General features: G+C 35.2%; 20 protein-coding genes. 8 read left to right on the top strand and 12 right to left on the bottom strand.

From position 1 onward, the window contains the following. Nucleotides 1–48: 48 nt before the first annotated feature. A complete protein-coding gene (locus ACW0JX_RS03355) occupies nucleotides 49–1,020 on the bottom strand; it encodes a phosphotransferase enzyme family protein (RefSeq protein WP_459245354.1) in 972 nt (323 codons plus the stop codon). Between the two features lie 23 nt (nucleotides 1,021–1,043). After that, the gene (locus ACW0JX_RS03350; protein WP_063220871.1) at nucleotides 1,044–1,730 is read right to left on the bottom strand and encodes a CPBP family intramembrane glutamic endopeptidase; all 687 of its coding nucleotides are present in this window, start codon (nucleotides 1,728–1,730) and stop codon (nucleotides 1,044–1,046) included. A 149-nt stretch (nucleotides 1,731–1,879) separates the two neighbouring features. Here ACW0JX_RS03350 and gerKA point away from each other — a divergent pair, with 149 nt between their 5' ends. Genes gerKA through gerKC form a run of 3 tightly spaced genes read left to right on the top strand, consistent with a single transcriptional unit; the run spans nucleotide 1,880 to nucleotide 5,574 of the window. Continuing rightward, on the top strand, nucleotides 1,880–3,382 hold the full coding sequence (gerKA, locus tag ACW0JX_RS03345) for a spore germination protein GerKA (RefSeq protein WP_088115043.1): 1,503 nt from the start codon (nucleotides 1,880–1,882) through the stop codon (nucleotides 3,380–3,382). Next, nucleotides 3,363–4,469, top strand: a complete 1,107-nt coding sequence (locus ACW0JX_RS03340; RefSeq protein ID WP_459245353.1) for a GerAB/ArcD/ProY family transporter — start codon at nucleotides 3,363–3,365, stop codon at nucleotides 4,467–4,469. Before gerKA ends, ACW0JX_RS03340 begins: the two co-directional genes overlap by 20 nt. Next, entirely contained in the window at nucleotides 4,450–5,574 is a 1,125-nt protein-coding gene (gerKC, locus tag ACW0JX_RS03335) for a spore germination protein GerKC (protein ID WP_071732232.1), read from the top strand. The genes ACW0JX_RS03340 and gerKC overlap by 20 nt, the downstream gene beginning before the upstream one ends. A 31-nt stretch (nucleotides 5,575–5,605) precedes the next feature. On the opposite strand, the gene treC is transcribed toward gerKC, so the two are convergent. The 3 genes from treC to treR all read right to left on the bottom strand — a co-directional run bounded on the left by treC (nucleotide 5,606) and on the right by treR (nucleotide 9,560). Next, nucleotides 5,606–7,267 (bottom strand): alpha,alpha-phosphotrehalase, encoded by a 1,662-nt coding sequence (gene treC / locus ACW0JX_RS03330; RefSeq protein ID WP_459245352.1) that lies wholly within the window; start codon nucleotides 7,265–7,267, stop codon nucleotides 5,606–5,608. Nucleotides 7,268–7,280: 13 nt separating this feature from the next. Further along, the gene (gene treP / locus ACW0JX_RS03325) at nucleotides 7,281–8,708 is read right to left on the bottom strand and encodes a PTS system trehalose-specific EIIBC component (protein ID WP_000513942.1); all 1,428 of its coding nucleotides are present in this window, start codon (nucleotides 8,706–8,708) and stop codon (nucleotides 7,281–7,283) included. A 141-nt stretch (nucleotides 8,709–8,849) separates the two neighbouring features. Beyond that, nucleotides 8,850–9,560, bottom strand: a complete 711-nt coding sequence (gene treR / locus ACW0JX_RS03320) for a trehalose operon repressor (RefSeq protein ID WP_459245351.1) — start codon at nucleotides 9,558–9,560, stop codon at nucleotides 8,850–8,852. A 452-nt stretch (nucleotides 9,561–10,012) separates the two neighbouring features. Between treR and ACW0JX_RS03315 the strand changes: the two genes are divergently transcribed. Then, entirely contained in the window at nucleotides 10,013–11,410 is a 1,398-nt protein-coding gene (locus tag ACW0JX_RS03315) for an amino acid permease (RefSeq protein WP_000448446.1), read from the top strand. A 31-nt stretch (nucleotides 11,411–11,441) separates the two neighbouring features. Here ACW0JX_RS03315 and ACW0JX_RS03310 read toward each other — a convergent pair whose 3' ends face one another. After that, a complete protein-coding gene (locus ACW0JX_RS03310) occupies nucleotides 11,442–13,145 on the bottom strand; it encodes a putative bifunctional diguanylate cyclase/phosphodiesterase (RefSeq protein ID WP_000893346.1) in 1,704 nt (567 codons plus the stop codon). Between the two features lie 480 nt (nucleotides 13,146–13,625). Then, nucleotides 13,626–13,928 (bottom strand): cobalt transporter, encoded by a 303-nt coding sequence (locus tag ACW0JX_RS03305; protein WP_459245350.1) that lies wholly within the window; start codon nucleotides 13,926–13,928, stop codon nucleotides 13,626–13,628. Nucleotides 13,929–14,142: 214 nt separating this feature from the next. Here ACW0JX_RS03305 and ACW0JX_RS03300 point away from each other — a divergent pair, with 214 nt between their 5' ends. The 3 genes from ACW0JX_RS03300 (at nucleotide 14,143) to ACW0JX_RS03290 (ending at nucleotide 18,580) form a co-directional block, all read left to right on the top strand. After that, complete coding sequence (locus tag ACW0JX_RS03300) at nucleotides 14,143–15,672, top strand: cardiolipin synthase (protein WP_459245349.1); 1,530 nt, start codon at nucleotides 14,143–14,145, stop codon at nucleotides 15,670–15,672. 127 nt (nucleotides 15,673–15,799) lie between these two features. After that, entirely contained in the window at nucleotides 15,800–16,693 is an 894-nt protein-coding gene (locus tag ACW0JX_RS03295) for an ATP-binding protein (RefSeq protein ID WP_000892988.1), read from the top strand. A gap of 3 nt (nucleotides 16,694–16,696) precedes the next feature. Further along, a complete protein-coding gene (locus ACW0JX_RS03290; RefSeq protein ID WP_016083554.1) occupies nucleotides 16,697–18,580 on the top strand; it encodes a vWA domain-containing protein in 1,884 nt (627 codons plus the stop codon). Nucleotides 18,581–18,617: 37 nt separating this feature from the next. Here ACW0JX_RS03290 and ACW0JX_RS03285 read toward each other — a convergent pair whose 3' ends face one another. From ACW0JX_RS03285 to ACW0JX_RS03270, 4 genes are all read right to left on the bottom strand, one after another. Beyond that, on the bottom strand, nucleotides 18,618–19,040 hold the full coding sequence (locus tag ACW0JX_RS03285; protein WP_089170404.1) for an NUDIX hydrolase: 423 nt from the start codon (nucleotides 19,038–19,040) through the stop codon (nucleotides 18,618–18,620). Further along, a complete protein-coding gene (pyrE, locus tag ACW0JX_RS03280) occupies nucleotides 19,027–19,569 on the bottom strand; it encodes an orotate phosphoribosyltransferase (protein ID WP_157676029.1) in 543 nt (180 codons plus the stop codon). The genes ACW0JX_RS03285 and pyrE overlap by 14 nt, the downstream gene beginning before the upstream one ends. Nucleotides 19,570–19,681: 112 nt before the next feature. Continuing rightward, on the bottom strand, nucleotides 19,682–20,647 hold the full coding sequence (locus ACW0JX_RS03275; RefSeq protein WP_459245348.1) for an L-threonine 3-dehydrogenase: 966 nt from the start codon (nucleotides 20,645–20,647) through the stop codon (nucleotides 19,682–19,684). 44 nt (nucleotides 20,648–20,691) lie between these two features. Beyond that, nucleotides 20,692–21,882, bottom strand: a complete 1,191-nt coding sequence (locus ACW0JX_RS03270) for a glycine C-acetyltransferase (RefSeq protein ID WP_000095906.1) — start codon at nucleotides 21,880–21,882, stop codon at nucleotides 20,692–20,694. 213 nt (nucleotides 21,883–22,095) lie between these two features. On the opposite strand from ACW0JX_RS03270, the gene ACW0JX_RS03265 reads away from it, so the two are divergent. Further along, the gene (locus tag ACW0JX_RS03265) at nucleotides 22,096–22,827 is read left to right on the top strand and encodes a class I SAM-dependent DNA methyltransferase (protein ID WP_000885974.1); all 732 of its coding nucleotides are present in this window, start codon (nucleotides 22,096–22,098) and stop codon (nucleotides 22,825–22,827) included. A 27-nt stretch (nucleotides 22,828–22,854) separates the two neighbouring features. Here the strand turns inward: ACW0JX_RS03265 and ACW0JX_RS03260 are convergent, their stop codons facing one another. Then, nucleotides 22,855–23,676, bottom strand: a complete 822-nt coding sequence (locus ACW0JX_RS03260) for an ABC transporter ATP-binding protein (protein ID WP_001167953.1) — start codon at nucleotides 23,674–23,676, stop codon at nucleotides 22,855–22,857.

Below are 23,676 nucleotides of genomic sequence, written 5' to 3'. Positions count from 1 at the left end.
AAACAAAGTATATATTTGTTTTATATACTTTGTTTTGAACTAAATGTATTATATATTCACAATTGCTTCTTTTTTGATAATTCTTCCGTATAGCTCTTCCGATAATTTCAAGAAATTATCAGGCATATCTTTCCCTTTAAACTTCTTTTGAAGCGTTCCATATAAACCTATATCACGTAAGCGTAAAAATAGTGGTAACGATTCATACCAACTATCCGCCAGCCTGTGCTCATATTCGTATCCTTTTCTTAACACTTGTAACTGTTTACGAGCGAATGTCGTCTTCTCCTCCACTGTCCACGGTGTAAAAAGGACCGAGTAATAAAGAACCATTGCCAAATCATGAATGAAGTAATTATAGGCCGCATCATCAAAATCAAAGATTGTAAGCTCTTTCCCATCATAATGGAAATTACCTGGATGAATATCGCCATGCATAAGGCCGAATGTTTCTCTTCCAATTGGAAGAGTCTTTATTTCCCCCATTAATACAGCAGCAACCTCTTTCACTTTCTCATCTTCTAATTCATTAACAATTCCACTTTCGTCTTCTTCCCACGTATCACGGTAGTCTGTTTTAGGATAATCCATTGTAAGGCGATGCAGTTGTCCAATCGCTTTTCCCCACGCTTCAAAATAAGCATTTCCCCAATAAGGCGATTCTTCTCCTTTTACTTGCTCACCTTTTGCATATATAAATAAAGAAGCGAAAAAGAAAGTCCCATCCTCTGCTACGATTTCTTCTACGAGATTTCGAGACGTTGAATAAAGAGGTCCTGCTACCTTTGCCCCATTCTCCGCAACATATCGTAAAAAATCTAGTTCAGCCTCTACCTCTTGTTTAGAACGATGAGAAGAATGTGTTAAACGTAATACATAATCTTCATCATTATCACCCTTCGCCTTAAAAATATAATTCTCAAAATCTCCAAGTGGCTTTTCTTCTACTGTTACATGAAACAAACCCGCTGCTCTTTTTAAAATCTCTTTCGTAAAAACACGTTCTACAGCTATTTCCATATATATCCCTCCTATATATCTTCTTAATTCGACACAAATGTTAGAAGTACTGCTATGAAATTGAATAATGCGTGGGCAATCATAGCTGATAAAATAGAATTTGTTTTCTCATATAACCATGCAAATACTACCCCACTCAAAAAATTCACCAGTAATGTGTTATATGTAGGGATATGGACAACGGTAAATATTATGGAACTAATAAACATACCGCCCCACATGCCATATCTATCACGAAAAAATGTATAAAAAACACCTCGATATAAAATCTCTTCATAGATTGGTGATATAATTGCTGCTCCAATTACCGCGATACAGAATGAATAGATTGATTTATCATTTTGGACCGTCTCCGTCTTACTATTCTCAAAGGAAATACCCATTTTCTCCATTATCACTAATACAGCAATACTAGCTACAATTAAGAAAATAACCGCTCCAACTGTCCATAAAAGATCTTTCCATGAAAGCTTCCGAATTCCAATATCTTTCCACGAGAGTTTATATCTTTTGATACAAAAAAGATAAACTACAGTAGTAAATATCACTGCCATTATAAAGCCCATTAATACTCCAGCATATAGTGAGTTACCTATTATTTCTAAAATATATTTATAAAAAAGAGATTCAACAGTTACTGGAACAATAACAAATACAAACATAAATAAATATAAAATTTCTTTCCATCCCCACATATCCCTCAAAGTCATTTATATCATCCCCTATACCCTATTTTCTATAGCATAAAAGATGACGTAACGTAACTTTCAAGCTACTTTGTCAAAAATAATCCAAGCATAAATTTCTCACAAAAAGCAAAAATTAACAGAAGTAACTTTATCTAAAAGAGGTGGAAATTATGACAGAGAAAAAAGAACAACAAGAGAGTACGGGCCAAAAGCATATGTTTCCATCACTTCCGGAGAACATTAATTACATTGAAAATAAACTTTCTCATTCTGATGATATAAAAAAATTAGATCTCCCTTTTCAAAACGGAAAAGGAATAATCTTATATATCGAATCTTTAGCAGATCCAAATCTAATTCATCAGTTAGCTCTTGAGCCTTTATTAACACGGTCAGACTTAGCTATAGATAAAGCTTTTTCTACATTAAATATGAAAAAAGAAACGAATTTAAATTATGGTGTGCAGCTTTTATTACAAGGTAAATCCTTATATTTTCATGAACACGTCGACAGTTTTTTTATTTTCGAAACAGCTTTATCTTTAAAGCGAGATATAGCAGAGCCTGATAATGAAGGGATTGTGCGCGGTCCACATACTGGTTTTGTAGAGGATCTAGCAACTAATTTAGCTTCGATTCGTAAGCTCATAAAAAGTCCAAATATCGTCGTTAAATATTTCACACTTGGTGAAGAAATGCATACGAAAGTGGCAATTGCTTATATGCAAAACATAGCGAATGACGATTTAGTTACAGAAGTAAAAAGAAGGTTAGAAACGATTAAGACAGATGCACTTATGCCTCCAGGATATATACAAGAATTTATAGAGGATACGTCTTTCTCACCATTTCCGCAGCAATTAAATACAGAGCGTCCAGATAGGACCGCTGCAAATTTAATGGAAGGACGAGTTGCTATTTTATCTGATGGAGATCCCACAGCGCTTATCGTTCCTGTTACGTTATTTGCTTTCTATCAATCACCAGACGATTATAATAACCGCTGGATTGTCGGTTCTTTCGTCCGAATGATTCGCTTAGTGAGTTTCTTGATTGCTTTTCTCTTACCAGCTATATATATCGCAACCGTAGCCTTTCATCCTGATGTATTGCCGCTCGAACTTGTGTATACAATTAAAGCTTCATTAGAGAAAGTACCACTTCCTCCTATTTTTGAAGCTCTCTTAATGGAATTAATCTTTGAATTATTACGGGAAGCTGGTATTCGCTTACCAAGCCGAGTTGGACAAACAATCGGTATTGTAGGTGGTTTAGTAATTGGTGATGCAATTGTAAAAGCTGGACTTGTTTCTTATACGATGATCATTGTTGTAGCTTTAACTGCCATCTCATCTTTTCTCGTTCCATCAAACGATATGAGTTCAGCAGTTCGAATTCTTCGTTTTCCATTAATGATTCTTGCTGCTATATTCGGATACGTCGGAATATCATTCGGTCTAATTATAACTTTCGTTCATTTATGTCAATTACATTCATTTCATACGCCATATCTTTCTCCTGTTGCCCCGATGCGGATAAAAGATATGAAAGATTCTTTTGTAAGACTTCCAATTTGGTCGTTTTGGGAACGACCACATGATCCAAAACCGAAAAAAATGCAACGACAACATGTAACGAGAGAGGATGAGGACGGTGACAAACACGCAAAGTAAAATTTCGCTCGTTCAATTTACCTTTTTCGTTATTCAATGCCAAATCGGAGTTGGTATCCTTTCTCTACCTAACCGTCTTCACCCAATAGCACAAGGTGGTGGATGGATTTCCGCGCTCATCGCCGGGCTTGCGATTCAGCTTATTATTTTACTAATGTGGCTTTTCTTAAAACGATTCCCTGATGCAGATATGTATGAAAGTGTTTGTATGCTATTTGGTAATAAGTTTGGAAAACTATTAGGCTTTGCTTATGTTTTTTATTTTACGCTTATCGGTATGACAGTTATGTTGAATGCTTGTAATGTCATTAAAGTATGGATATTACAAGCTACTCCTTGGTCTGCCATTCTCATGCTATTTACGATAGCTTGCTGCTATATAGCCTATAATACATTTAAAGTCATCGTACGATTTTATGTCATGGCCTCTATCCTCATTATTCCAATGGCCCTTTTAATTGCCCTAGGGCTTTCCCGAGCTGATTTCTCTTATATTTTTCCAATTACAGAAGCCGGCTGGTGGAATATAATTCAAGCATCCAAGGAAACAATTACAGCCATGTATGGTTTTGAAATCATTCTTATCGCTTTTCCAAAAGTAAATGGCAGTTCTGTCGCAAAACTGAAGGCCATTTCTATCGCTAATGGATTTGTAACACTTTTTTATACTTTTACTGTTTGGATTTGCTTTATCGTATTTAGTCCAAAACAAATTGAGCTTATTCCAGAACCAGTTGCTTACTTATTACGTTCCTTACATATTGGGATTATAGACCGGACGGATTTACTATTCATTCCCATATGGATGATAACAGTTGCAGCTTCTATCGCTAGTTATTATTGCGCTGCTTCAATCGGAGTGGGACATATATTCAATCTTGCTAATCATAAAAAAGCTGTTCCAATCATTGGTATTATTGCTTTTAGTGTAGCCTTATTTATAGATACACCTGAAGAATTAAAAGTAATCTCAACTTTCACTGATAAGTTCACGTATATTTTTATTGTTGTCCTCCCTCTTTTATTTCTACTTTATTCTGTGATACGAAATAAGAAAGGAGAACAGTATGTTCACAAGAAAAGTTAAATTACTTTCTATATTATGTGCTAGTTCCCTCCTTTCTGGCTGTTGGGATCAAGAACCATTAAGGGAAGCAAGGTTAGCTTATAGTATTGGATCTGATATTACGGAAGAGAATAAACTCCAGCAAACAATCGAGCTCGTAAAAAGTTCAAGCGGAGAGCAATCTTCATTCGAAAATGAAATACATTCAGCAACAGGGCATAACATAAGGGATACAAGCGATGCCCTAAAAAAAAATGTGACTGGGAATATTCGTTATTTTAAATATGGTGTTCAATTACTAGGAACCAAAATTCTAAAAAAAGGTATATTACCTTATTTAGATGTCAGCTTTCGGGACCCAACAAACCCAACTGCTTTAGTAAAACTTATTGCAGTAGATGGTGAAACATCCGAGATACTAGAAAAAAAGAAAGTAGGAAATTTACTAATTGGAGATTTTCTAAAGAAAAAAGTGAAAAGCTTAGAAGATATGAGTGTATTTCCAAAAGAAACTTTAGAGACAGCTGCTACAAAAATGTTAGATCCCGGTAAAGACTTTACCCTCCCTTCTATAAAAATAAAAGGAAAAGAAGTGATTACAAACGGTCTAGCTTTATTTAATAATGATAAATTAACTGGGCATTTACCTTTGAAACAATCTGTTTTATTCGTATTATTAACTGGAAAAATGGGAACAAGTGCCCGTATAACCCAAAAGCTTACTAGCGATGAATCAGAGAAAACATCTGATTATTTAACAATGGAAATTAGCAATCGAAAGTTAAAACGCGACTTAAAAATAACAACAGATAAAAAAGGAAATGTTTATGCTCACATTAAGCTCCAACTAAAAGTTATAGCGCTTGAAGCTCCGAGAGATAATCTTTACAAAATGGATGAAAGAAAAAAACTAAATAAAGAATTGTCTAAACAACTTACGAAAGAAGCTAAAAAGATAACGAAAAAGTTACAAAAAGCAAACTGTGATGCTTTCGGTATCGGCAGACACCTTATCGCCTATCACCCTGACTTATGGAAGAAGAAAAATTGGAATAAAGATTATGCAAAAGTAAAATTCAAACCTGAGGTAGAGGTAAACATTTTGTACAGTGGCGTCCTAAAATAAAAGGTTGTATGCCCATGCGGCATACAACCTTTTATTTCGTATATCGATACACTATTGATTCATATGGTCTTAAGTTAAGTTTTGCAATATCCTTGCTGGCATCTTTATAATTCGACAGTAGTACTTCTTGTTTCATTCCATCTAATTGAACGTGCGCTGGTACAGAGTACGTTATTTCTTCTCCATAGAAGTTATTTATAACAAGTAATACTTCACTTTCTGTAGTACGAGTATATGCCCAAATTTTAGAATCATTTTTATCCAAAATAGCATATTCTCCTTCTGTAATTACATCATATGTTTTTCTTAGTTCAATTAGTTTTTGATAATGATAAAATACAGACTCATTATCTTCTAATGCCTTCTCTACGTTTATTTCTTTAAAGTTTTCAGCCACTGAAATCCAAGGTGTACTTGTTGTAAAGCCACTGTTCACCTCTTCATTCCACTGCATTGGAGTACGGGAGTTGTCACGAGATTTTTGTTTTAAAATCCCGATAATCTCTTCTTTTGATAATCCTTCCTTCAGCTTTATATCATATATATTTAACGATTCCACATCACGATATTGCTCGATGGACTCAAATTTAGGATTCGTCATACCGATTTCTTCCCCTTGATAAATATAAGGCGTTCCTTGCAGCATGTGCATGGCTGTCGCTAACATTTTTGCAGATTCGTTTCGGTACTTTCCATCATCACCAAAGCGTGACACGATGCGAGGCTGGTCATGATTACACCAAAATAAAGCATTCCATCCTCCGCCCTTTTGCATTTCAATTTGCCAGTTAGACATAATCTCTTTTAATTTAATAAAATCAAACTCTGCTTTCGTCCACTTATCACCATTCGGATAATCTACTTTTAAATGATGGAAACTAAACGTCATGCTTAGTTCATTGCGCCCAGGGTTAGAATATTTAATACAATTATCAATTGTCGTAGATGACATTTCTCCAACTGTAATTACATCTTTTCCTGCAAAAACATTTCGGTTCATCTCTTGTAAATATTCATGAACACGCGGACCATCTGTATAATACTTACGTCCATCACTTGTCGCAGTACTACCTTCATCGTTTAAGAAGCATTGGTCTTTTGAAATTAAGTTAATGACATCTAATCGGAATCCTGTTACTCCTTTATCCAGCCAAAAACGCATCATATCATATACTTCTTCACGAAGTTTTTCATTTTCCCAATTTAAATCAGCTTGTGTTTCATCAAATAAATGTAAATAATATTGCTCCGTCTTCTCATCATATTTCCAAGCAGATCCACCAAACTTAGACTGCCAATTATTTTTTTCATCACGCCAAATATAGTAATTACGATATGGACTATTTTTATCTTCCTTCGCTTCTTTAAACCACTTATGTTCAGTCGAACTATGATTTACAACAATATCAAGCATAATCTCAATGTTACGTACTTTCGCTTCTGCTAAAAGTTCTTCAAACTCTTCCATCGTTCCGTAAGATGGATCAATGCTGTAGTAATCACTTACATCATATCCATTATCATTTTGTGGTGATTGGTATATCGGTGTTAACCATATATAATCCACTCCGAGTTCTTTTAAATAATCTAGTTTCTCTGTAACACCTTTTATATCCCCGGTTTCTCTATTGTAATAACTATTAAAGCTCTTCGGATAAATTTGATAGACTACACTTTTATGCCAATCCTTCATGTTTAACTTCCTCCTACTTCTGTTTGACTCTTTTTGCAAATAACCATGTTAAAGTAAATGGGATTACAACTGCAATAATCATTCCTACAATAAACATTGGAATCGATTTCGGAATGATAGAAATAAATGCTGGCAATCCGCCAATTCCGATAGCAGGTGCTAATACACCATTTAATGTAATGAATATCGCTGCCACAGCAGACCCTATAATCGCTGCATAGAACGGGAACTTATTTCGTAAATTCACACCAAACATCGCTGGTTCTGTAATACCGAAGTATGCTGAAATGGCTGATGTTGATGCCATACTTTTATCATTTTGATTTTTAGAAATCCAGAACATCGCAAGTGCCGCACTACCTTGCGCAATGTTAGAAAGAGCGATCATCGGCCAAATAAATGTACCGCCATGTTGTGCAATCAATTGTAAATCAATTGCAATAAACATATGATGCATACCTGTAATTACGAGCGGTGCATATAACGCTCCAAATAATACTGCTCCAACTACTGGTACTGTTTCATATACACCTACTAATCCTACTGTTAATAAATCTCCAATATGACGTGTAACCGGACCGATAATTCCTAATGCTAACACACCTGTCACAACGATTGTTGTAATTGGTACAACTAATAATTGAATTGCATTTGGTACATGTTTCTTTAAGAAAATTTCCACTTTACTTAATACAAATGCTGCTACTAAAACAGGTAAAATTTGTCCTTGATATCCTACCTTCTCAATTTGGAACAGTCCTAAAATATTGAAGTACTCAATCTTTTGACCCTCTAAACCAGTCGCTGCTTTTCCATAGTCCCAAGCGTTTAATAAGGCCGGGTGCACAAGCATTAATCCCATAACAATCCCTAGTATTGGACTACCACCAAAACGCTTCGTTGCTGACCACCCGACAAGTGCTGGTAAGAATACGAATGCTGTATTGGCCATCATATTAATTAAATCCCAAAGCCCGCCTAAGTTCGGATAAACATCTAATAAATTTTTCCCATCAAAAAATAAATCCTTTGCCCCTAATAGATTGTTAATACCCATTAGTAAACCAGCCGTTACGATCGCTGGTAATATCGGCATAAATACATCCGAAAATATTTTTACAAACTTTTGAGCTGGATTTAACTTCTGATTTCCAGAGTCTTTTACGTCAGCTACAGTCGATTCTTTCATACCTGCAAGCGTTATCAATTCAGCGTAAACACGATCTACATCCCCTGGACCAATTACAACTTGAAATATACCAGCGTTATGAAACGCTCCTTTCACTAATGAAACAGACTGTAATTTATCATTATCTATTTTACTTTCATCTTTTAAAGCGATACGGAGCCTCGTCACACAATGTGCAGCTTGTTCAATATTGTCTTTCCCACCAATATACTGCAACACTTCCTCTGCTGTTTTACGATAGTCTTTCCCCATATTCCCGTCCCTCTTTTCTTTTTTTGATACCGTTTACAATTACATATTAACTCGTATATATAAGTTAGTCAACACTCGTATATACGAGTTTGTGTTTTTTTTATAAAAAAAAGAGATGAAACAATATTTTGTTCCACCTCTTTACTTCCTGCGTGCCACATCCGAAAAGTGAAAAATATCTAAACGGTGGCGTGATTCTGTATATTCAAACTGACTTCCATCATACAAATGTGTAAAGTTTTTCACAACGACAACATAGTCTGTTCCATTTAAATCTAAATACTTTCTGTCATCCTCTGTACATGGCTGTACTTCTATTACCCTCTGCGAATAACTAATATGTAGCCCAAGCTCTTTCTCGATGTATTTATAAATCGATGCAGTTGCAATTTCTTTCGTTAATCCTGGAATAAACTCAGATACAAAATGATTTATATCTAAAATTACTTTTTCTCCATCAATATTTCGTACACGTTTAATATGGTCAATCTCTGTTTTTTCTTTTACATTTAATAATTTCGCAATTTCTTTTGTGGCTTTTTCTTTGTCCATTTCCACAACTTCCGTAATACAATGACGTCCTAAACGTTCATTTTCTTCTTGGAAACTTACAATACCGCCAAAATTAAATTCAATATTTTTTCGCTTTAAAACAAAAACACCTTTTCCATGAATTTTTTGCACATATCCACGCTCTTGCAGTAAATCTACAGCTTTTCTTACCGTGCCTCGGCTTGCCTCATACTGCTTCATGAATTCTGTTTCTGATGGGATTTTGCATCCCTCTTTTAATTGTTTATTATCAATAGATTTACTGATTTCTGTATAAATTTGTTCATACTTGCTCATCATCTACAATAGCCCCTTGTCACCTTCTAATTCTATATGTATTATAACATGCTTCACTCTTCTGCCAATCTCTCACTTATTTTCCAGTACAAGAAAAATATAGGTAAATATTTAATCTTTAAAACGTATTTTTATAAAAATTTTTATATTTTTCTTTTCATTCAAAAAAACATGTAGTATACTAACTTCAAAATCAGAGGAGAAAGGGAGCAAAGAACTATGCTTACTTATACAACAACTGTAGTTACATTTGCACAAAAACATCATCATCATACGTAACCCTTGAAACCTAGCGGAAAAATTACGCGTAGGTACAAGGGTTATTCCCGTTGTACCTACGCTTTGGCGAAAGAGCCATGTAGGTATTTTTTTATCTACATGGCTCTTTTTTTATTGTCAAAAAGCTAGTAAAAAATGATGTTTAAGCAAAACTTACTACAAAGGAGTTAACAAAAATGGAAACGAAAAAATGGGGATTATGGGTTTTAACAGCATTTGTTATCGGGAATATGGTTGGCGGTGGCGTATTTATGCTTCCAGCAAATTTAGCACAAGTATCAGGGCCAATGGGTTCTACACTCGCATGGAGTATTACAGGCCTTGGCGTATTTATGATTGCACTTGTATTTGGAAATTTAGCGATTCGGAAACCAGAATTAAAAGCTGGACCACAAAGCTATGCTCAAGCGATGTTTCCTTCAAAAAAAGCTGGTAAAGTTGCAGGATATAGTATGGCATGGGGATATTGGGCTGCTAACTGGGCTGCAACAGCATCTGTTATTATTTCCTTTGCTGGATATTTATCAACATTCTTTCCAGTTTTACAAAGTAAGCAAATTCTTTTTTCAATAAATGGATTTTCACTGGAACTCGGAAAAGGGTTAACTTTCCTCGTATGTAGCCTTATGCTGTGGGGAATTCAATATATTCTTTCTCAAAATATTGATCGAGCTGGAAACATGAATCTACTTGCTACCATTGCAAAAATTATCGGATTTACAATGTTTATTGTAATTACATTATTCATTTTCAACGCCTCTAATTTCGGAGATGGTCAAACCTTTATGAATGAAGCAGGACAATCAATCTCATTAGGTGGACAAATCAATTCAGCTGCTATTGCAACACTCTGGGCATTTATCGGTATTGAATCAGCAGTTATGCTTTCTAATCGTGCAAAATCACAGCGCGATGTAAAAAAAGCTACGATTTTCGGATTAATTATCGCTCTTCTTATTTACATGTCAATTACTTTACTTACAATGGGAGCTCTTCCGCAAGATGCTTTAAAAGAGTCTCAAAAACCTTTAGTAGACGCATTAAATTTAGCAATTGGAAATAAAGGTGCATATATAATGGCTTTACTCGCTCTTATATCTTTATTTGGATCTACAGTTGGCTGGATTGTTGTTAGTTCAGAAGTACCTTACCAGGCAGCAAAGAATGGACTTTTCCCTAAGTTTTTCGGGAAAACAAATAAAAAAGGTAGTCCTTCAAAATCATTATTGATTACAAATGTAATGACGCAAATCTTCTTATTTTCAACGATTTCTGGTACTGTTTCAGAAGCGTATAGTTTCGCTATCGTCGTAGCAACATTAGCCTATTTAATTCCATACCTTGTTTCTACTCTGTACCAATTCAAACTGGTTATTACAGGAGAAACGTATGATATAATGCCTGGTTCTCGAATAAAGGACGGGATCATCACTACATTAGCATTTGTATACTCAATTTGGGTTATCAAAACAGGAACTGCTGACTTAAAAACGTTCTTCTTAGGAATTGGATTGTTCGTATTAGGTCTTATTCTTTATCCTGTACTAATGAAAGACTCACAAAAAACGGATTAAATAAAGAGAAGCTGCTGGCTTCTCTTTTTTATTAAAAATCTGTAATTAACTTTTCTTTTAGCTCTCCTACAGATAAAGGTTTCGCATAATAAAATCCCTGTACATAATCACAGCTCATTGATTGTAACAAACTCTCTTGCTCTACTGTTTCTACCCCTTCAGCAACTACTGCTAAATTTAAACTATGAGCAATTTCAATAACGGATTTTACAATCGTTCGTTCTGGTTGTGCGTGATCATAATGAAATTCACGAATAAAATTACGATCAATTTTTACAATATCCAGTGGTAGTTGTTTTAAATAATATAAGGAAGAATAGCCAGTTCCGAAATCATCCAAAGCAATTAAAACACCCATATTTCTTAATTCTTGTAATGTAGCAATAATATAATCAAAATGGCGAACTGCAATACTTTCCGTTATTTCTAATATTAAACGGTTCGGAGGAAAACCAGTCCTCTTTAAAATGCTACGTACAGACAAAATAAAACGTTTCTGCATTAATTGTTGTATAGATAAATTCACAGATAACTTTAGTCCTTCTTGGTAATTTGGCAATGTTTTAAACAATCGGCATGACTTTTCTAATACCCAGTCTCCTAGCTTTATAATAAGTCCAGACTCTTCAGCAACAGGGATAAATTCGCTTGGTGAAATAGGTCCGTCTTCTGTCATACAACGTACTAGAGCTTCTATACCAGAATATCTCTTCGTTTTCAAATCAATAATAGGCTGCAATGCTACATCTAACTCTTCATCACGAATTGCCTTTTGCAAAGCAAACTCAACTTTCATTCTACGATTTATTTTCGCGCGTAGCTCATCTGTAAAGAAACATGCAGCGTTTCTCCCCTGTTCTTTTGCACTATACATAGCTAAGTCAGAGTTTTTCAATAAAGTTTCCACATCTTGTCCGTCTTGTGGATAAGAACAAAGTCCTAGACTAGCTGAAATGTATACTTCATGGCCTTCAAGCATAAATGGTGCCTGGAAACATGACAACACAGATGTCGCTAACTGACTCATATCATCTTGTCTATGATTTTTTGTTAACAGCACAAATTCGTCGCCACCTAGCCTAGCCAGAACATCTTTCTCTCCTAGTACATAATGCAACCTTGAAGCAACTTCGCTTAAAAGTAAATCTCCTATCATATGACCTAACGTATCATTTACTAATTTAAAACGGTCCAAATCAAAGTAAATCATACCAAATTCTTTTTTATCTGCAATCAATTTATTAACGGTCGTTATTAATTGTAAACGGTTAGGCAAACTCGTTAAAGCATCGTGATAGGCAAGTTCCCTATAACGACTTTCACTTAGCCGTAGTCTATGTTCCGCTTCTTTTCTACTACTAATATCATTTCGAATTGCGATAAACTGGTATGGCTCTCCTTTTTCATTTAAAAATGGAACAATTGTTGTTTTGACCCAATAATATGTACCATCTTTTGCTCGATTCCGAATCTCACCTGTCCATACTTTCCCATTCAAAATACGTTTCCATAAGTCTTGAAAAAAGGTTTTTGGATGATGTCCTGAATTTAAAATACGGTGATCTTTTCCAATTAATTCTTCTCTTTTGTATTTAGAGATTTCACAAAATTTATCATTTACATATGTAATAAGACCTTTTCGATCTGTAATTGCAACAATTGAAGACTCATCTAATGCTAACTTTAAATCTCGCAATGAAGAGTCATATAATGCATGACCTCTCTGTTCTAGCATGCGCATCTCTCCTTGCTTCTATCTGACTAAAACACAACCTGTTTCTCTTCATAGAAATAGAGATATTTCATTTTCTAATACTAGCCCATTACATAAATTATCTTTTTAAATAGACCGATTAAAATAACATAATATTATTTGTAATAAAAAGCAATATTATACCGTTCCAATTATAACTAGTAGCTTCTCATCTCCCTAATTATTTCGCGCCTTATTATACCGCAATCCTTTTAAGTAGCTCTATGCAAGCCTTGTTTCCAACTAATACCACTCATATCTGATCTCTTTGTTTTTAATAACGAAATAGAAATTAGAACATACTACATAACTATTCACGAATAATAATATAAAACTCTACATCAATGTATATGTTTTTGAATTACAATAACAAAATATTAACATATTTTCACCTTAATTTTGGAAGTATTTTATAAATAAATACCGTATTAAACTAAAAAAGAGGATAGCCTCTTTTTTAGTTTAATACGAATATGGTATTTGCTGATAACCTGGGTATGGCATTGGATACGTTACAGGGTATGGTGATGGATAAGCTACTGGATATGGAGCCGGATAATATCCTCCACTTGTTGCACCTGTTAATGCACCCGCTGTCAGTCCGCCTAACACTCCTCCTGCAAAGCTTCCAGGGAAAAATCCGCCTCCCCATGAACTACCACCACCCCAGCCCCATCCGCCTCCGTGATGATGATGGTGATCATAGTGATTGTGTCCTCCATGATGATTCCGATAGTACAATCCATTATTTTCTATATAATTCATGTTTCTCCGCTCCTTTTCGATTTTTTCATTTTCATATGCGTTAAGAGTGAGATAAAAAATGGGATAGTACACTGTATGTAGGACAAATGCGGAAAGTATAGGTGAAATGTCTATATTTTGTAAAAAAAGCAAAACACCTTATAATAAAGATGTCATATTACATCTTCTATTTAAGAAGTCTATATTGAAAAAAGATTAGGGGAATTATATAGAAATGAAGAAGCCTATCGTTCAATTACTATTAATATTTACAATTGTATCTATCGTTCTGTTCCTATTAAATACATCGTATATCTCGTTATATACATTTGTCGGTGCTCTATGGTCCATCACAATCGTAGGAATTTCATTCGTTATTTTTATAGAAAATAGATCTCCACAAAGTACATTAGCATGGTTTTTAGTATTAGCACTTCTTCCTATTATAGGTGTGCTTTTATACGCTATTTTCGGACGCAGCCGCTGGAGAAGAAAAAAACATCTCCATCGTTCAGAAGAACAAAGAAAATTATTCCGTGAAATATTAGAAGGAAGAAGACTAGAGTTATTACTCACAGTCCCACTAAATGAACGTTCCTTACATTTAACAGAAGTCATACAAAAATTGGGGGGCGGTCCTGTCGCAGATAAAACAACTACAAAACTTTTAACAAACGGAGATCAAACATTTTCAGAAATTTTGCGAGCTATAGAGCAGGCAAAACATCATATACATATTCAATACTACATTTATAAATCTGATGAAATTGGTACAAAAGTTCGAGATGCTTTAATACAAAAAGCAAAAGATGGTGTTATTGTACGCTTCCTTTATGATGGCCTTGGAAGTAATACGTTAAGAAGACGATTTTTACAACCTATGAAAGAAGCTGGGATTGAAATTGTAGAATTTGACCCTATTTTTTCAGCTTGGTTACTTGAAACTGTCAATTATCGTAACCATCGAAAAATTGTTATTGTAGATGGAGAAATTGGTTTTACCGGAGGACTCAATGTCGGTGATGAATATCTTGGTCGTTCAAAGAAATTTCCTGTTTGGCGTGATAGTCATTTAAAAATAGAAGGAAAAGCATTATATAAATTACAAGCAATCTTTCTAGAAGACTGGCTCTATGCCTCTAGTGGTTTAAATACTTATTCCTGGGATCAATTCATGAATAGACAATACTTCCCAGGTAAAGAGATTTCAAATGCAGAAGGTGCTGTTCAAATCGTAGCCAGCGGACCAAGCTCCGATGATAAAAGTATTCGTAATACATTATTAGCTGTTATGGGCTCTGCAAAAAAATCAATTTGGATTGCTACACCCTACTTTATTCCAGATCAAGAAACTTTAACATTATTACGCTTAAGTGCAATTGCCGGAATAGATGTACGGATTTTATATCCAGGTAAAAGTGATAGCATCATTAGTGATCAAGCATCTCAATCCTATTTCACTCCGCTTTTAAAAGCTGGTGCTTCTATTTACAGTTATAAAGATGGTTTTATGCATGCAAAAATTGTACTCGTTGATGATACAATTGCAACGATTGGAACAGCAAACATGGATGTACGTAGCTTTGAATTGAATTACGAAATTATTAGCGTACTTTATGAATCAAAAACAGTTCACGATATTAAACGTGATTTTGAAGAAGACTTTAAACATTCAACTGAAATTAAATGGAACTCTTTCCAAAAAAGAAGTATAAAAAAACGCATATTGGAGTCTTTCATGAGGCTCATTTCTCCTTTACTGTAAGCAATCAACTTCATCTTGATTGCTTTTTCTTTTCCCTTTATCCTCCTTCCTTTTCTTTGCATACCATATTAAAACAAGTTATCATAAGATGTATTACTTTATGAAAATAATGTTAGGTGGGAAATACATGTTAGAACAATTTCATATACATTCTGATTTAAAACAACAGCTTTCTACGATTCATGAAAAGAATAAACAAGAAGCTGGTGAAAATGCACATTTAATCGGAACGAAAATATATAAAGCGTCTGATAATAGCATTATTGAAGATGCGATTACAGCACTTCTTCTTGGCAAGAACATTCTATTAAAAGGACCGACTGGTAGTGGTAAAACAGTACTAGCGGAAACTCTTTCTTCTTTATTCCAAAAACCAATGCATAGCATTAACTGCTCTGTCGACTTAGATGTAGAAGGTATTTTAGGATACAACACACTACAAACGAAAGATGGTGCATCTGAAGTTTCATTTGTTAACGGTCCTCTTATGAAAGCAATGAAGAACGGTCACTTCCTATATATTGACGAAATCAATATGGCAAAACCTGAAACTTTACCGCTACTTCACGGCGCATTAGATTACCGTAAAATGATCACAAACCCATTTACACAAGAGGTTGTATACGGTGATGACGAATACCGTGTAATTGCTGCGATTAACGAAGGTTACGTTGGAACAAGTGAACTAAATGAAGCATTAAAAAACCGTTTCGTTATTATTGAAGTTCCTTACATTCAAGGTGACACATTAAAAGAACTATTATTAGCAGAATCAAAATTAAATGATGTTGCAACAATTGAAAAGTTTGTTGCATTTGCAAGCGACCTTATGCCTTTAGCTCGCGATGGACGTGTAAGTGAAGAAGCAGCAAGTATTCGTGGTATTATCGACGCATGTGATTTAGGTGTATATATTCCTGTTATGCGCGCTATTGAACGAAGCATAATTGCAAAACTTAATGATGAAACAGAACAAATGACTGTCCGTGAATTAGCAGAAAGTTATTTCTTTGAGGGATAATTTATGAGACAAATTTTTAGTGACAAAAAAATTGATGCGTCGCTGTTTCTACAAATGGAAAATTTAATGTATGCCCTTCTAAAAGAAGACGATGCCTATCTTGAATATGGCTATAAAGCATACTACGACGAAATTGAAAAGAAAGTTGTCATTAGTCACTTTTGGGATGATCGAAAAGAAGAAGATACAGTAATCGGATTAAAAAGCGAAGTGTTCTTAAAAGCACTTGGTAATAAACATTACTCGGACATGACTTTAATTCGTTCGTATGCGATTGAATTGCAAGAATCGCCCCTAAAAAAGTTTTTAACACAATTATTTGTTCTATTAGAAGATTTACGCGTTGAGGAAATCGTAAAGAACTTACGTCCTGGCACGAAACATATTTTTAAACGCCGAAAAGAAATGTACCGCAATTATTTCGGCTCTCAAAATGAAATAAACCGCGTTCGTAATTATCACGGTGATCGTCTATTTTGCCTATGCTATCTTTCATTAACGAGCGATAAATATGAAATGTTTAATAATGAATATTTTGAGCAAATTGAAGCGATTTTACATGAAACATTCCAAGCACGTAATACAGAAGATATTATGTATATCGTTGAGAAAATTCGCTATCGCTTAGAGGCGCTTCTTGAAAGTGATATGCTTAACAACTATTTCGGACATGCTCCACTTTACTTATCTGTTCTTGCAGACGAAAAGAACTGTCGCGTCGAAGATTTAGCAAATGATGATACGCAGCTTATAGATGACGATGAAAATAAAAACAAAATGGATGAGAGTTTCTCCACATGGCATCGTGAAAATAAAAATAACGAAAACGAGAACTTTTTACGCTTTGAATTAGAAAGCGGAACAAAAACAAACATGATGGGCGATACTGCTCGTGAATCAGAAGATGGCGATCAAGCACTTGGTTCTGTACAAGGTACTTCTCAAAAAAGTACACAATCCAACTTTGATGGCGCTGATACAGAAGAAGCAAGGGCTTCACACGCTTCTAGCCAGCACGACGGTGCATATGGGAAGTATAATGTAGGTGCTTCTCATACATTTAAAGAAGCTCGCAAAGTAAATATTGATGAGAAAAAAGATTACCAAGCTATCAAATCAGTCGTCAATAAAGATGTAAAAGAATTAAAGAAAATTATCGAAAAAACGATTGAAAATAAAACGAATGCGAATAGTGATAAATATTACGGAAGACTTCGTAAGAAATTCCTTCGTATTTATACCGAAAAACAACCACGGATGTTTTATAAAAAAGGACAAGAGTCACAAGAACTCGATGTTGCATTCCAACTGTTAGTTGACTGTTCTGGTTCTATGTATAACAAAATGGAAGAAACGAAGAAGAGTGTTGTACTATTCCATGAAGCTTTAAAATCTTTAAAAATCCCGCACGCTATTAGCGGATTTTGGGAAGATGCCTCTAGCGCTAAACCTGAAGATAAGCCGAACGTTATCCATGAAGTTGTAAATTATAAAAACTCAACGTTACCAAACGTTGGTCCAGAAATTATGCAACTTCGTGAAGAAGAAGATAACCGCGACGGATATATTATTCGTATCGTTTCTGAAAAGCTTGCCAAAAGACCTGAGAAACATAAATTCTTACTAGTCTTCACAGACGGTGAGCCTTCTGCGCTAGACTATCAACAAGACGGAATTTTAGATACGCATGAAGCTGTTAAACTCGCGCGTAAAAGTGGTATGGAAGTAATCGGTATCTTCATCGAAGAAGGCGAAGCGAAAGAAGCAACTTATCAATTGATGAAAAACATTTATAACCATCACTTCTTAGTTGCAAATCACGCTGAAGATTTACGTCTAAAGATTAAACCACTATTGAAAAAATTATTACTGAAGACGATTGAATAGAAAATAGGAGCCTTGTGGCTCCTGTTTTTTCGTTCAATTACTTTGTTTCTGGTTGAAACTTGTATGGAATGGCTACTTCTAACAAAGATTCAAATCCTCCGTCATAGTATGGGAAGCGCTCATTCGCAATTGTTCGATCCACCCACTCTATTGCAGAAATTTCACCTTCATCTTCCGCAATAAGTTCACCTTTTACTACATTCGCTCGGAATGTAAAAAATAGTGCATGATTCCCTGATTCTTCAAAGAATTTTTCATTGATCGCAACAAGTCCACCTAACGCAGCAGTTAAACCTGTCTCTTCTTTCACTTCCCTTATTAGTGCTTCCTCTAATATTTCACCTTTTTCCACAGCCCCGCCTGGCAATGACCAAACGTTTTGTTCTGCATTATGTACCATTAATATTTTATCTGTTTCTTCGTCATGTATTAGTGCATATACGACATCAACTCTTTGCATGTTGCATTTCCCCTTCAATTAACTCATCCATTGTAAATAAGGAGTGCAACTGCAATCCATCTTCTAATAAGTTATCTCTTCCTTTTTTTGTTCGTTCAATCACACCTAGAACATGATTAACTTTCGCACCTAGTTCTCTTAAATCTTTCGTGCTTAATAATATTTGACCGCCTGTCGTAATGACATCTTCAACAACACAAACATTTTTCCCAGCAATATCAACACCCTCTGCCAATTTACATGTGCCGTACTTCTTCGCTTCTTTTCTTACAAATACGACTGGTATACCTGTTTGTAAAGATAATGCCGTTGCTACTGGAATTCCTCCCATCTCTAAACCAGCGAGTGCTTCTGTATCAGGAGGAATGAGCTCTTTCAACTGTTTAGTAATTTCTAATAACAGTACTGGATTAGATTCAAATAAGTACTTATCAAAGTATTGATTTGATACTTGTCCTGATCGAAGTTTAAATGTTCCCGTTAAACGTGACGTATTGTAAATTTCCTTTGCTAACTCCCATTTCTCCATTCCTTGTCTCCCCTTTACACACAAATTAACTCATTCTATCACATTTGTAATTATTTGCATATTCCCAAAATACAAATAAAAAGAGTCGATTCCTAAGAATCGACCCTTCTTATTAATTCATCACTAACTCAGCTGCAAGCTTTTTTTTTAACTTAGCCAGCATGTCAGTTGTCATTTTATCTAAATCGTATTCTGCTTTGAAGCCCCACTCTTTCATTGCTGCTGTTGCGTCAATAGAGTTTGGCCAGCTATCAGCGATTGTTTGACGAGCTGGATCTACTGCATAATCCATTGTAAACGTCGGAATGTGTTTACGAATTGACGCTGCAATTTGCTCTGGCTCGAAGCTCATTGCTGTAATGTTAAATGCATTTCTATGCACTAGCTTACTTGGATCAGCTTCCATTAATGAAATGATCGCTTGTAAAGCATCAGGCATATACATCATGTCCATATACGTTCCTTCAGCAATGTATGAGGTGTATGCACCTTTTTTAATCGCCTCATAATAAATTTCAACTGCATAATCAGTTGTTCCGCCTCCTGGAGGAGCTACGTAAGAAATTAAACCTGGGAAACGGACACCGCGCGTATCTACACCAAACTTTTGATAATAATAATCACATAGTAATTCTCCTGCTACTTTGTTTACCCCATACATCGTAGTAGGACGCTGAATTGTATCTTGCGGTGTATTATCTTTTGGCGTCGATGGACCGAATGCACCGATAGAACTTGGCGTGAAGAACTTACAGTTTAATTCACGAGCTGCTTCTAGAGCATTTACAAGTCCACCCATATTTAAATTCCATGCAAATAACGGATTTTTTTCTGCTGTTGCTGACAGTAAAGCTGCTAAATGAATAATTGTATCTATTTCATTACGCTTTGCGATATCATGTAGTTTTTGTCCATCTGTTACATCTAACGTTTCAAATGGACCAGACGTTACTACTTCACTGTCTGTTTCACGAATATCTGTTGCAATAACATTTGATGCGCCGTATACATCACGAAGTTTCATTACTAGTTCAGAACCAATTTGCCCTAAAGAACCGGTTACTAGAATTTTTTTCATTTTCCCCACTCCTCATTTGCAAGCTATTCAAAAGATGTCGTTACTTAAATGATGCCCATTTCTTTCCCTACTTTTTCATACTTACGAATTGCTTCATCTAACATTTCTTTCGTATGAGCTGCTGTAGGCATATTACGAACACGACCTGTTCCTTTTGCTACAGTTGGGAACACGATAGATTTTGCGTATACGCCTTCTTCATTTAGACGTTTACTAAATTCTTGTGTTAATACTTCGTCCCCAATAATACAAGGTGTAATTGGCGTTTCACTTTCCCCAATGTTAAAGCCAAGTTCTTTTAACCCTTGTTTTAAATAACGACCGTTTTCCCATAGACGATCATGTAACTCTGTGCTTTCCATTAAGATTTCAATTGATCTCATGCAAGCTGCCGCATCAGCTGGTGTTAATGCTGTAGAGAATAAGAATGGACGTGAACGAACTTTTAACCAGTCAATTAAGTTTTGTTTCCCTGCTACATATCCACCAATTACCCCAATTGCTTTTGATAATGTACCAATTTGGAAATCAACTTTATCAGAAAGACCGAAGTGCTTTACAGTTCCTGCACCTTTTCCAAGTACACCTGAACCGTGTGCATCATCTACGTATGTCATTAAATCTAACTCTTCTGCAATCTCAACAATTTCTGGTAGTTTTGCAACATCTCCATCCATTGAGAAAACACCGTCTGTAATTACCATTAATTTATTGTAAAGACCTGATTCTTTCGCCGCGATTGCTTTTTGGCGTAAATCTTCCATATCAGAATGTTTATAAACAATAATTTTTGCTTTTGATAGACGACTACCGTCAATAATAGATGCATGATTTAATTCGTCTGAAAGAATCGCATCATTTTTATCCATAACAGCTGAAATCGCTGCCATATTACAGTTAAATCCTGATTGATAAGCAATTGCTGCTTCTGTATGTTTAAACTTTGCAATTGTTTCTTCTAACTTAATATGCAAATCTAAAGTACCGTTAATTGTACGAACAGCCCCTGCTCCAACACCGTACTTATGAATAGCACCAATTGCTGCTTCTTGCAAACGGCTATCTGTTGCTAATCCAAGATAGTTGTTTGAAGATAAGTTAATATATTCTTTTCCGCCAATTGTAATGATTGGTCCATTCGAACTCTCAAGCGGATCAATTACGTTATAAAGCCCCTTTGATTTTAAATCCTCTAAATTTTCTTCTAAAAATTTCGCAAGTGTTTTACTAGACATTGTGAAGCCTCCCATCGTTCATGTAAGCGGATTATTGTCTTAATAGTTCTAATAATCCCTCTACTAGCTTAACACGTTTTCAGAATTTATTATAGAAAAATAGTTTAAAGTAACCGCTTACAATTCTAGATTATATATGATTCATTACAATAAATCTATCATTTACTTTTCATATTTGATAGAATTAAAAAAATATTTAGGGAGGCTTCAAACATGGCATTTACAGAATCTGATGTATACAATAACACAGCATTTTTCGAACAATATATGAAACGAAGATACCGAGAAAATAGCCCAAATGAATCCATTGAAAAACCAGTATTCTTTCAGCTCATTGGTCATGTGCAAGGAAAACAAATTCTCGATTTAGGCTGTGGTGATGCTAAGTTTGGTGCGGAATTATTAGAAAAGGGATGCTACTCTTACACCGGCATTGAAGGCTCCGAGCTTATGTATGGAAAAGCTAAAAAACAACTAGAAAATAAAAATGGATCTGTTCATTTTTTAAACCTCAAAGATTATACCTATCCCTCTTCCACTTTTGATTTAGTAACCTCTAGACTCGCCTTACATTATATTGAACATCTTGATATCATTTTTCAAAATGTGTTTCAAACTTTAAAAACAAATGGCACCTTTACCTTTAGCGTTCAACATCCCGTTATTACTTCTTCATTTGAAAGCTTACAAACAAGTGGTAAAAGAACGAGTTGGCTCGTCGATGATTATTTTAAACTAGGCAAACGGGTTGAACCATGGATTGACCAAGAAGTTATTAAATATCATCGTACAACGGAAGAGTATTTCACATTATTACAGCAAGCCGGATTTACCATTACATCATTAAAAGAAGCTACACCAAATCCAACCTATTTTCAAGATGAAGAAGAGTATAAACGTCGCTTACGTATTCCTCTCTTCCTCTTATTTTCTTGTACCAAATAAAAAAACGATGAATCACTCATCGTTTTTTTATCTCATTGCCTGAGCAACTTCTTTAACTACACGTCTTCCTCTTCCGTGCGGGATACAAAGCGGTGTTCCAAACAACGGATCCGTACTAATTTGACACTCCATTCGGAATACATCACGTACTAGTTTCTCATCTACCACTTCTTCAGGTTTACCTTGTGCATATATTTGTTTATCTTGAATTGCTACAATGTTATCTGCATAGCGGCATGCTAAATTCAGATCATGTAATACCATAACAATTGTTCTTTGTTCTGTTTCATTTAATTCGAATAATAAATCTAGCACTTCAATTTGGTGAGTCATATCTAAGTATGTAGTTGGCTCATCCAGTAAAATGATATCTGTATCTTGTGCAAGTGTCATTGCGATCCAAGCACGTTGACGCTGCCCACCTGAAAGAGCATGCACATCACGCTCAGCAAATTCTGTCATACCTGTTGCTGCAAGTGCCTTCTGTACCATTTCCTCGTCTTTTTCTGACCATTGCTTCAGCCATGTTTGATATGGATAGCGCCCTTGCTTTACAAGTTGTAATACTGTAAGTCCTTCTGGTGCTTGTGGTCCTTGCGGTAAAATCGCCATTTGACGAGCAATTTGCTTCGTTTGCATACTTTGAATTGCTTGATTATCTAACAAAATATCACCATTTGTTGGCTTTAATAATCTAGCTAGTGAACGTAATAAAGTTGATTTCCCGCAACCGTTAGAACCGATAAAAATTGTAATTTCTCCTTTTGGAATTTCTAAGTTCAGCTCATCAATAATAATTGTTTCACCATAAGACAACGTCAAGCGTTTCGTCTCCAATGCTTTTTGCAT

This window comes from Bacillus sp. C-3-6, from assembly GCF_054509685.1.
This window is presented reverse-complemented; position numbering and strand designations above follow the sequence as displayed.

Coding starts and splice junctions, on each gene's coding strand:
- ACW0JX_RS03355 (WP_459245354.1), bottom strand. CDS start 1,020: ATGGAAATAGCTGTAGAACGTGTTTTTACGAAAGAGATTTTAAAAAGA.
- ACW0JX_RS03350 (WP_063220871.1), bottom strand. CDS start 1,730: ATGACTTTGAGGGATATGTGGGGATGGAAAGAAATTTTATATTTATTT.
- gerKA (WP_088115043.1), top strand. CDS start 1,880: ATGACAGAGAAAAAAGAACAACAAGAGAGTACGGGCCAAAAGCATATG.
- gerKC (WP_071732232.1), top strand. CDS start 4,450: ATGTTCACAAGAAAAGTTAAATTACTTTCTATATTATGTGCTAGTTCC.
- treC (WP_459245352.1), bottom strand. CDS start 7,267: ATGAAGGATTGGCATAAAAGTGTAGTCTATCAAATTTATCCGAAGAGC.
- treP (WP_000513942.1), bottom strand. CDS start 8,708: ATGGGGAAAGACTATCGTAAAACAGCAGAGGAAGTGTTGCAGTATATT.
- treR (WP_459245351.1), bottom strand. CDS start 9,560: ATGATGAGCAAGTATGAACAAATTTATACAGAAATCAGTAAATCTATT.
- ACW0JX_RS03315 (WP_000448446.1), top strand. CDS start 10,013: ATGGAAACGAAAAAATGGGGATTATGGGTTTTAACAGCATTTGTTATC.
- ACW0JX_RS03310 (WP_000893346.1), bottom strand. CDS start 13,145: ATGCTAGAACAGAGAGGTCATGCATTATATGACTCTTCATTGCGAGAT.
- ACW0JX_RS03305 (WP_459245350.1), bottom strand. CDS start 13,928: ATGAATTATATAGAAAATAATGGATTGTACTATCGGAATCATCATGGA.
- ACW0JX_RS03300 (WP_459245349.1), top strand. CDS start 14,143: ATGAAGAAGCCTATCGTTCAATTACTATTAATATTTACAATTGTATCT.
- ACW0JX_RS03295 (WP_000892988.1), top strand. CDS start 15,800: ATGTTAGAACAATTTCATATACATTCTGATTTAAAACAACAGCTTTCT.
- ACW0JX_RS03290 (WP_016083554.1), top strand. CDS start 16,697: ATGAGACAAATTTTTAGTGACAAAAAAATTGATGCGTCGCTGTTTCTA.
- ACW0JX_RS03285 (WP_089170404.1), bottom strand. CDS start 19,040: ATGCAAAGAGTTGATGTCGTATATGCACTAATACATGACGAAGAAACA.
- pyrE (WP_157676029.1), bottom strand. CDS start 19,569: ATGGAGAAATGGGAGTTAGCAAAGGAAATTTACAATACGTCACGTTTA.
- ACW0JX_RS03275 (WP_459245348.1), bottom strand. CDS start 20,647: ATGAAAAAAATTCTAGTAACCGGTTCTTTAGGGCAAATTGGTTCTGAA.
- ACW0JX_RS03270 (WP_000095906.1), bottom strand. CDS start 21,882: ATGTCTAGTAAAACACTTGCGAAATTTTTAGAAGAAAATTTAGAGGAT.
- ACW0JX_RS03265 (WP_000885974.1), top strand. CDS start 22,096: ATGGCATTTACAGAATCTGATGTATACAATAACACAGCATTTTTCGAA.
- ACW0JX_RS03260 (WP_001167953.1), bottom strand. CDS start 23,676: ATGCAAAAAGCATTGGAGACGAAACGCTTGACGTTGTCTTATGGTGAA.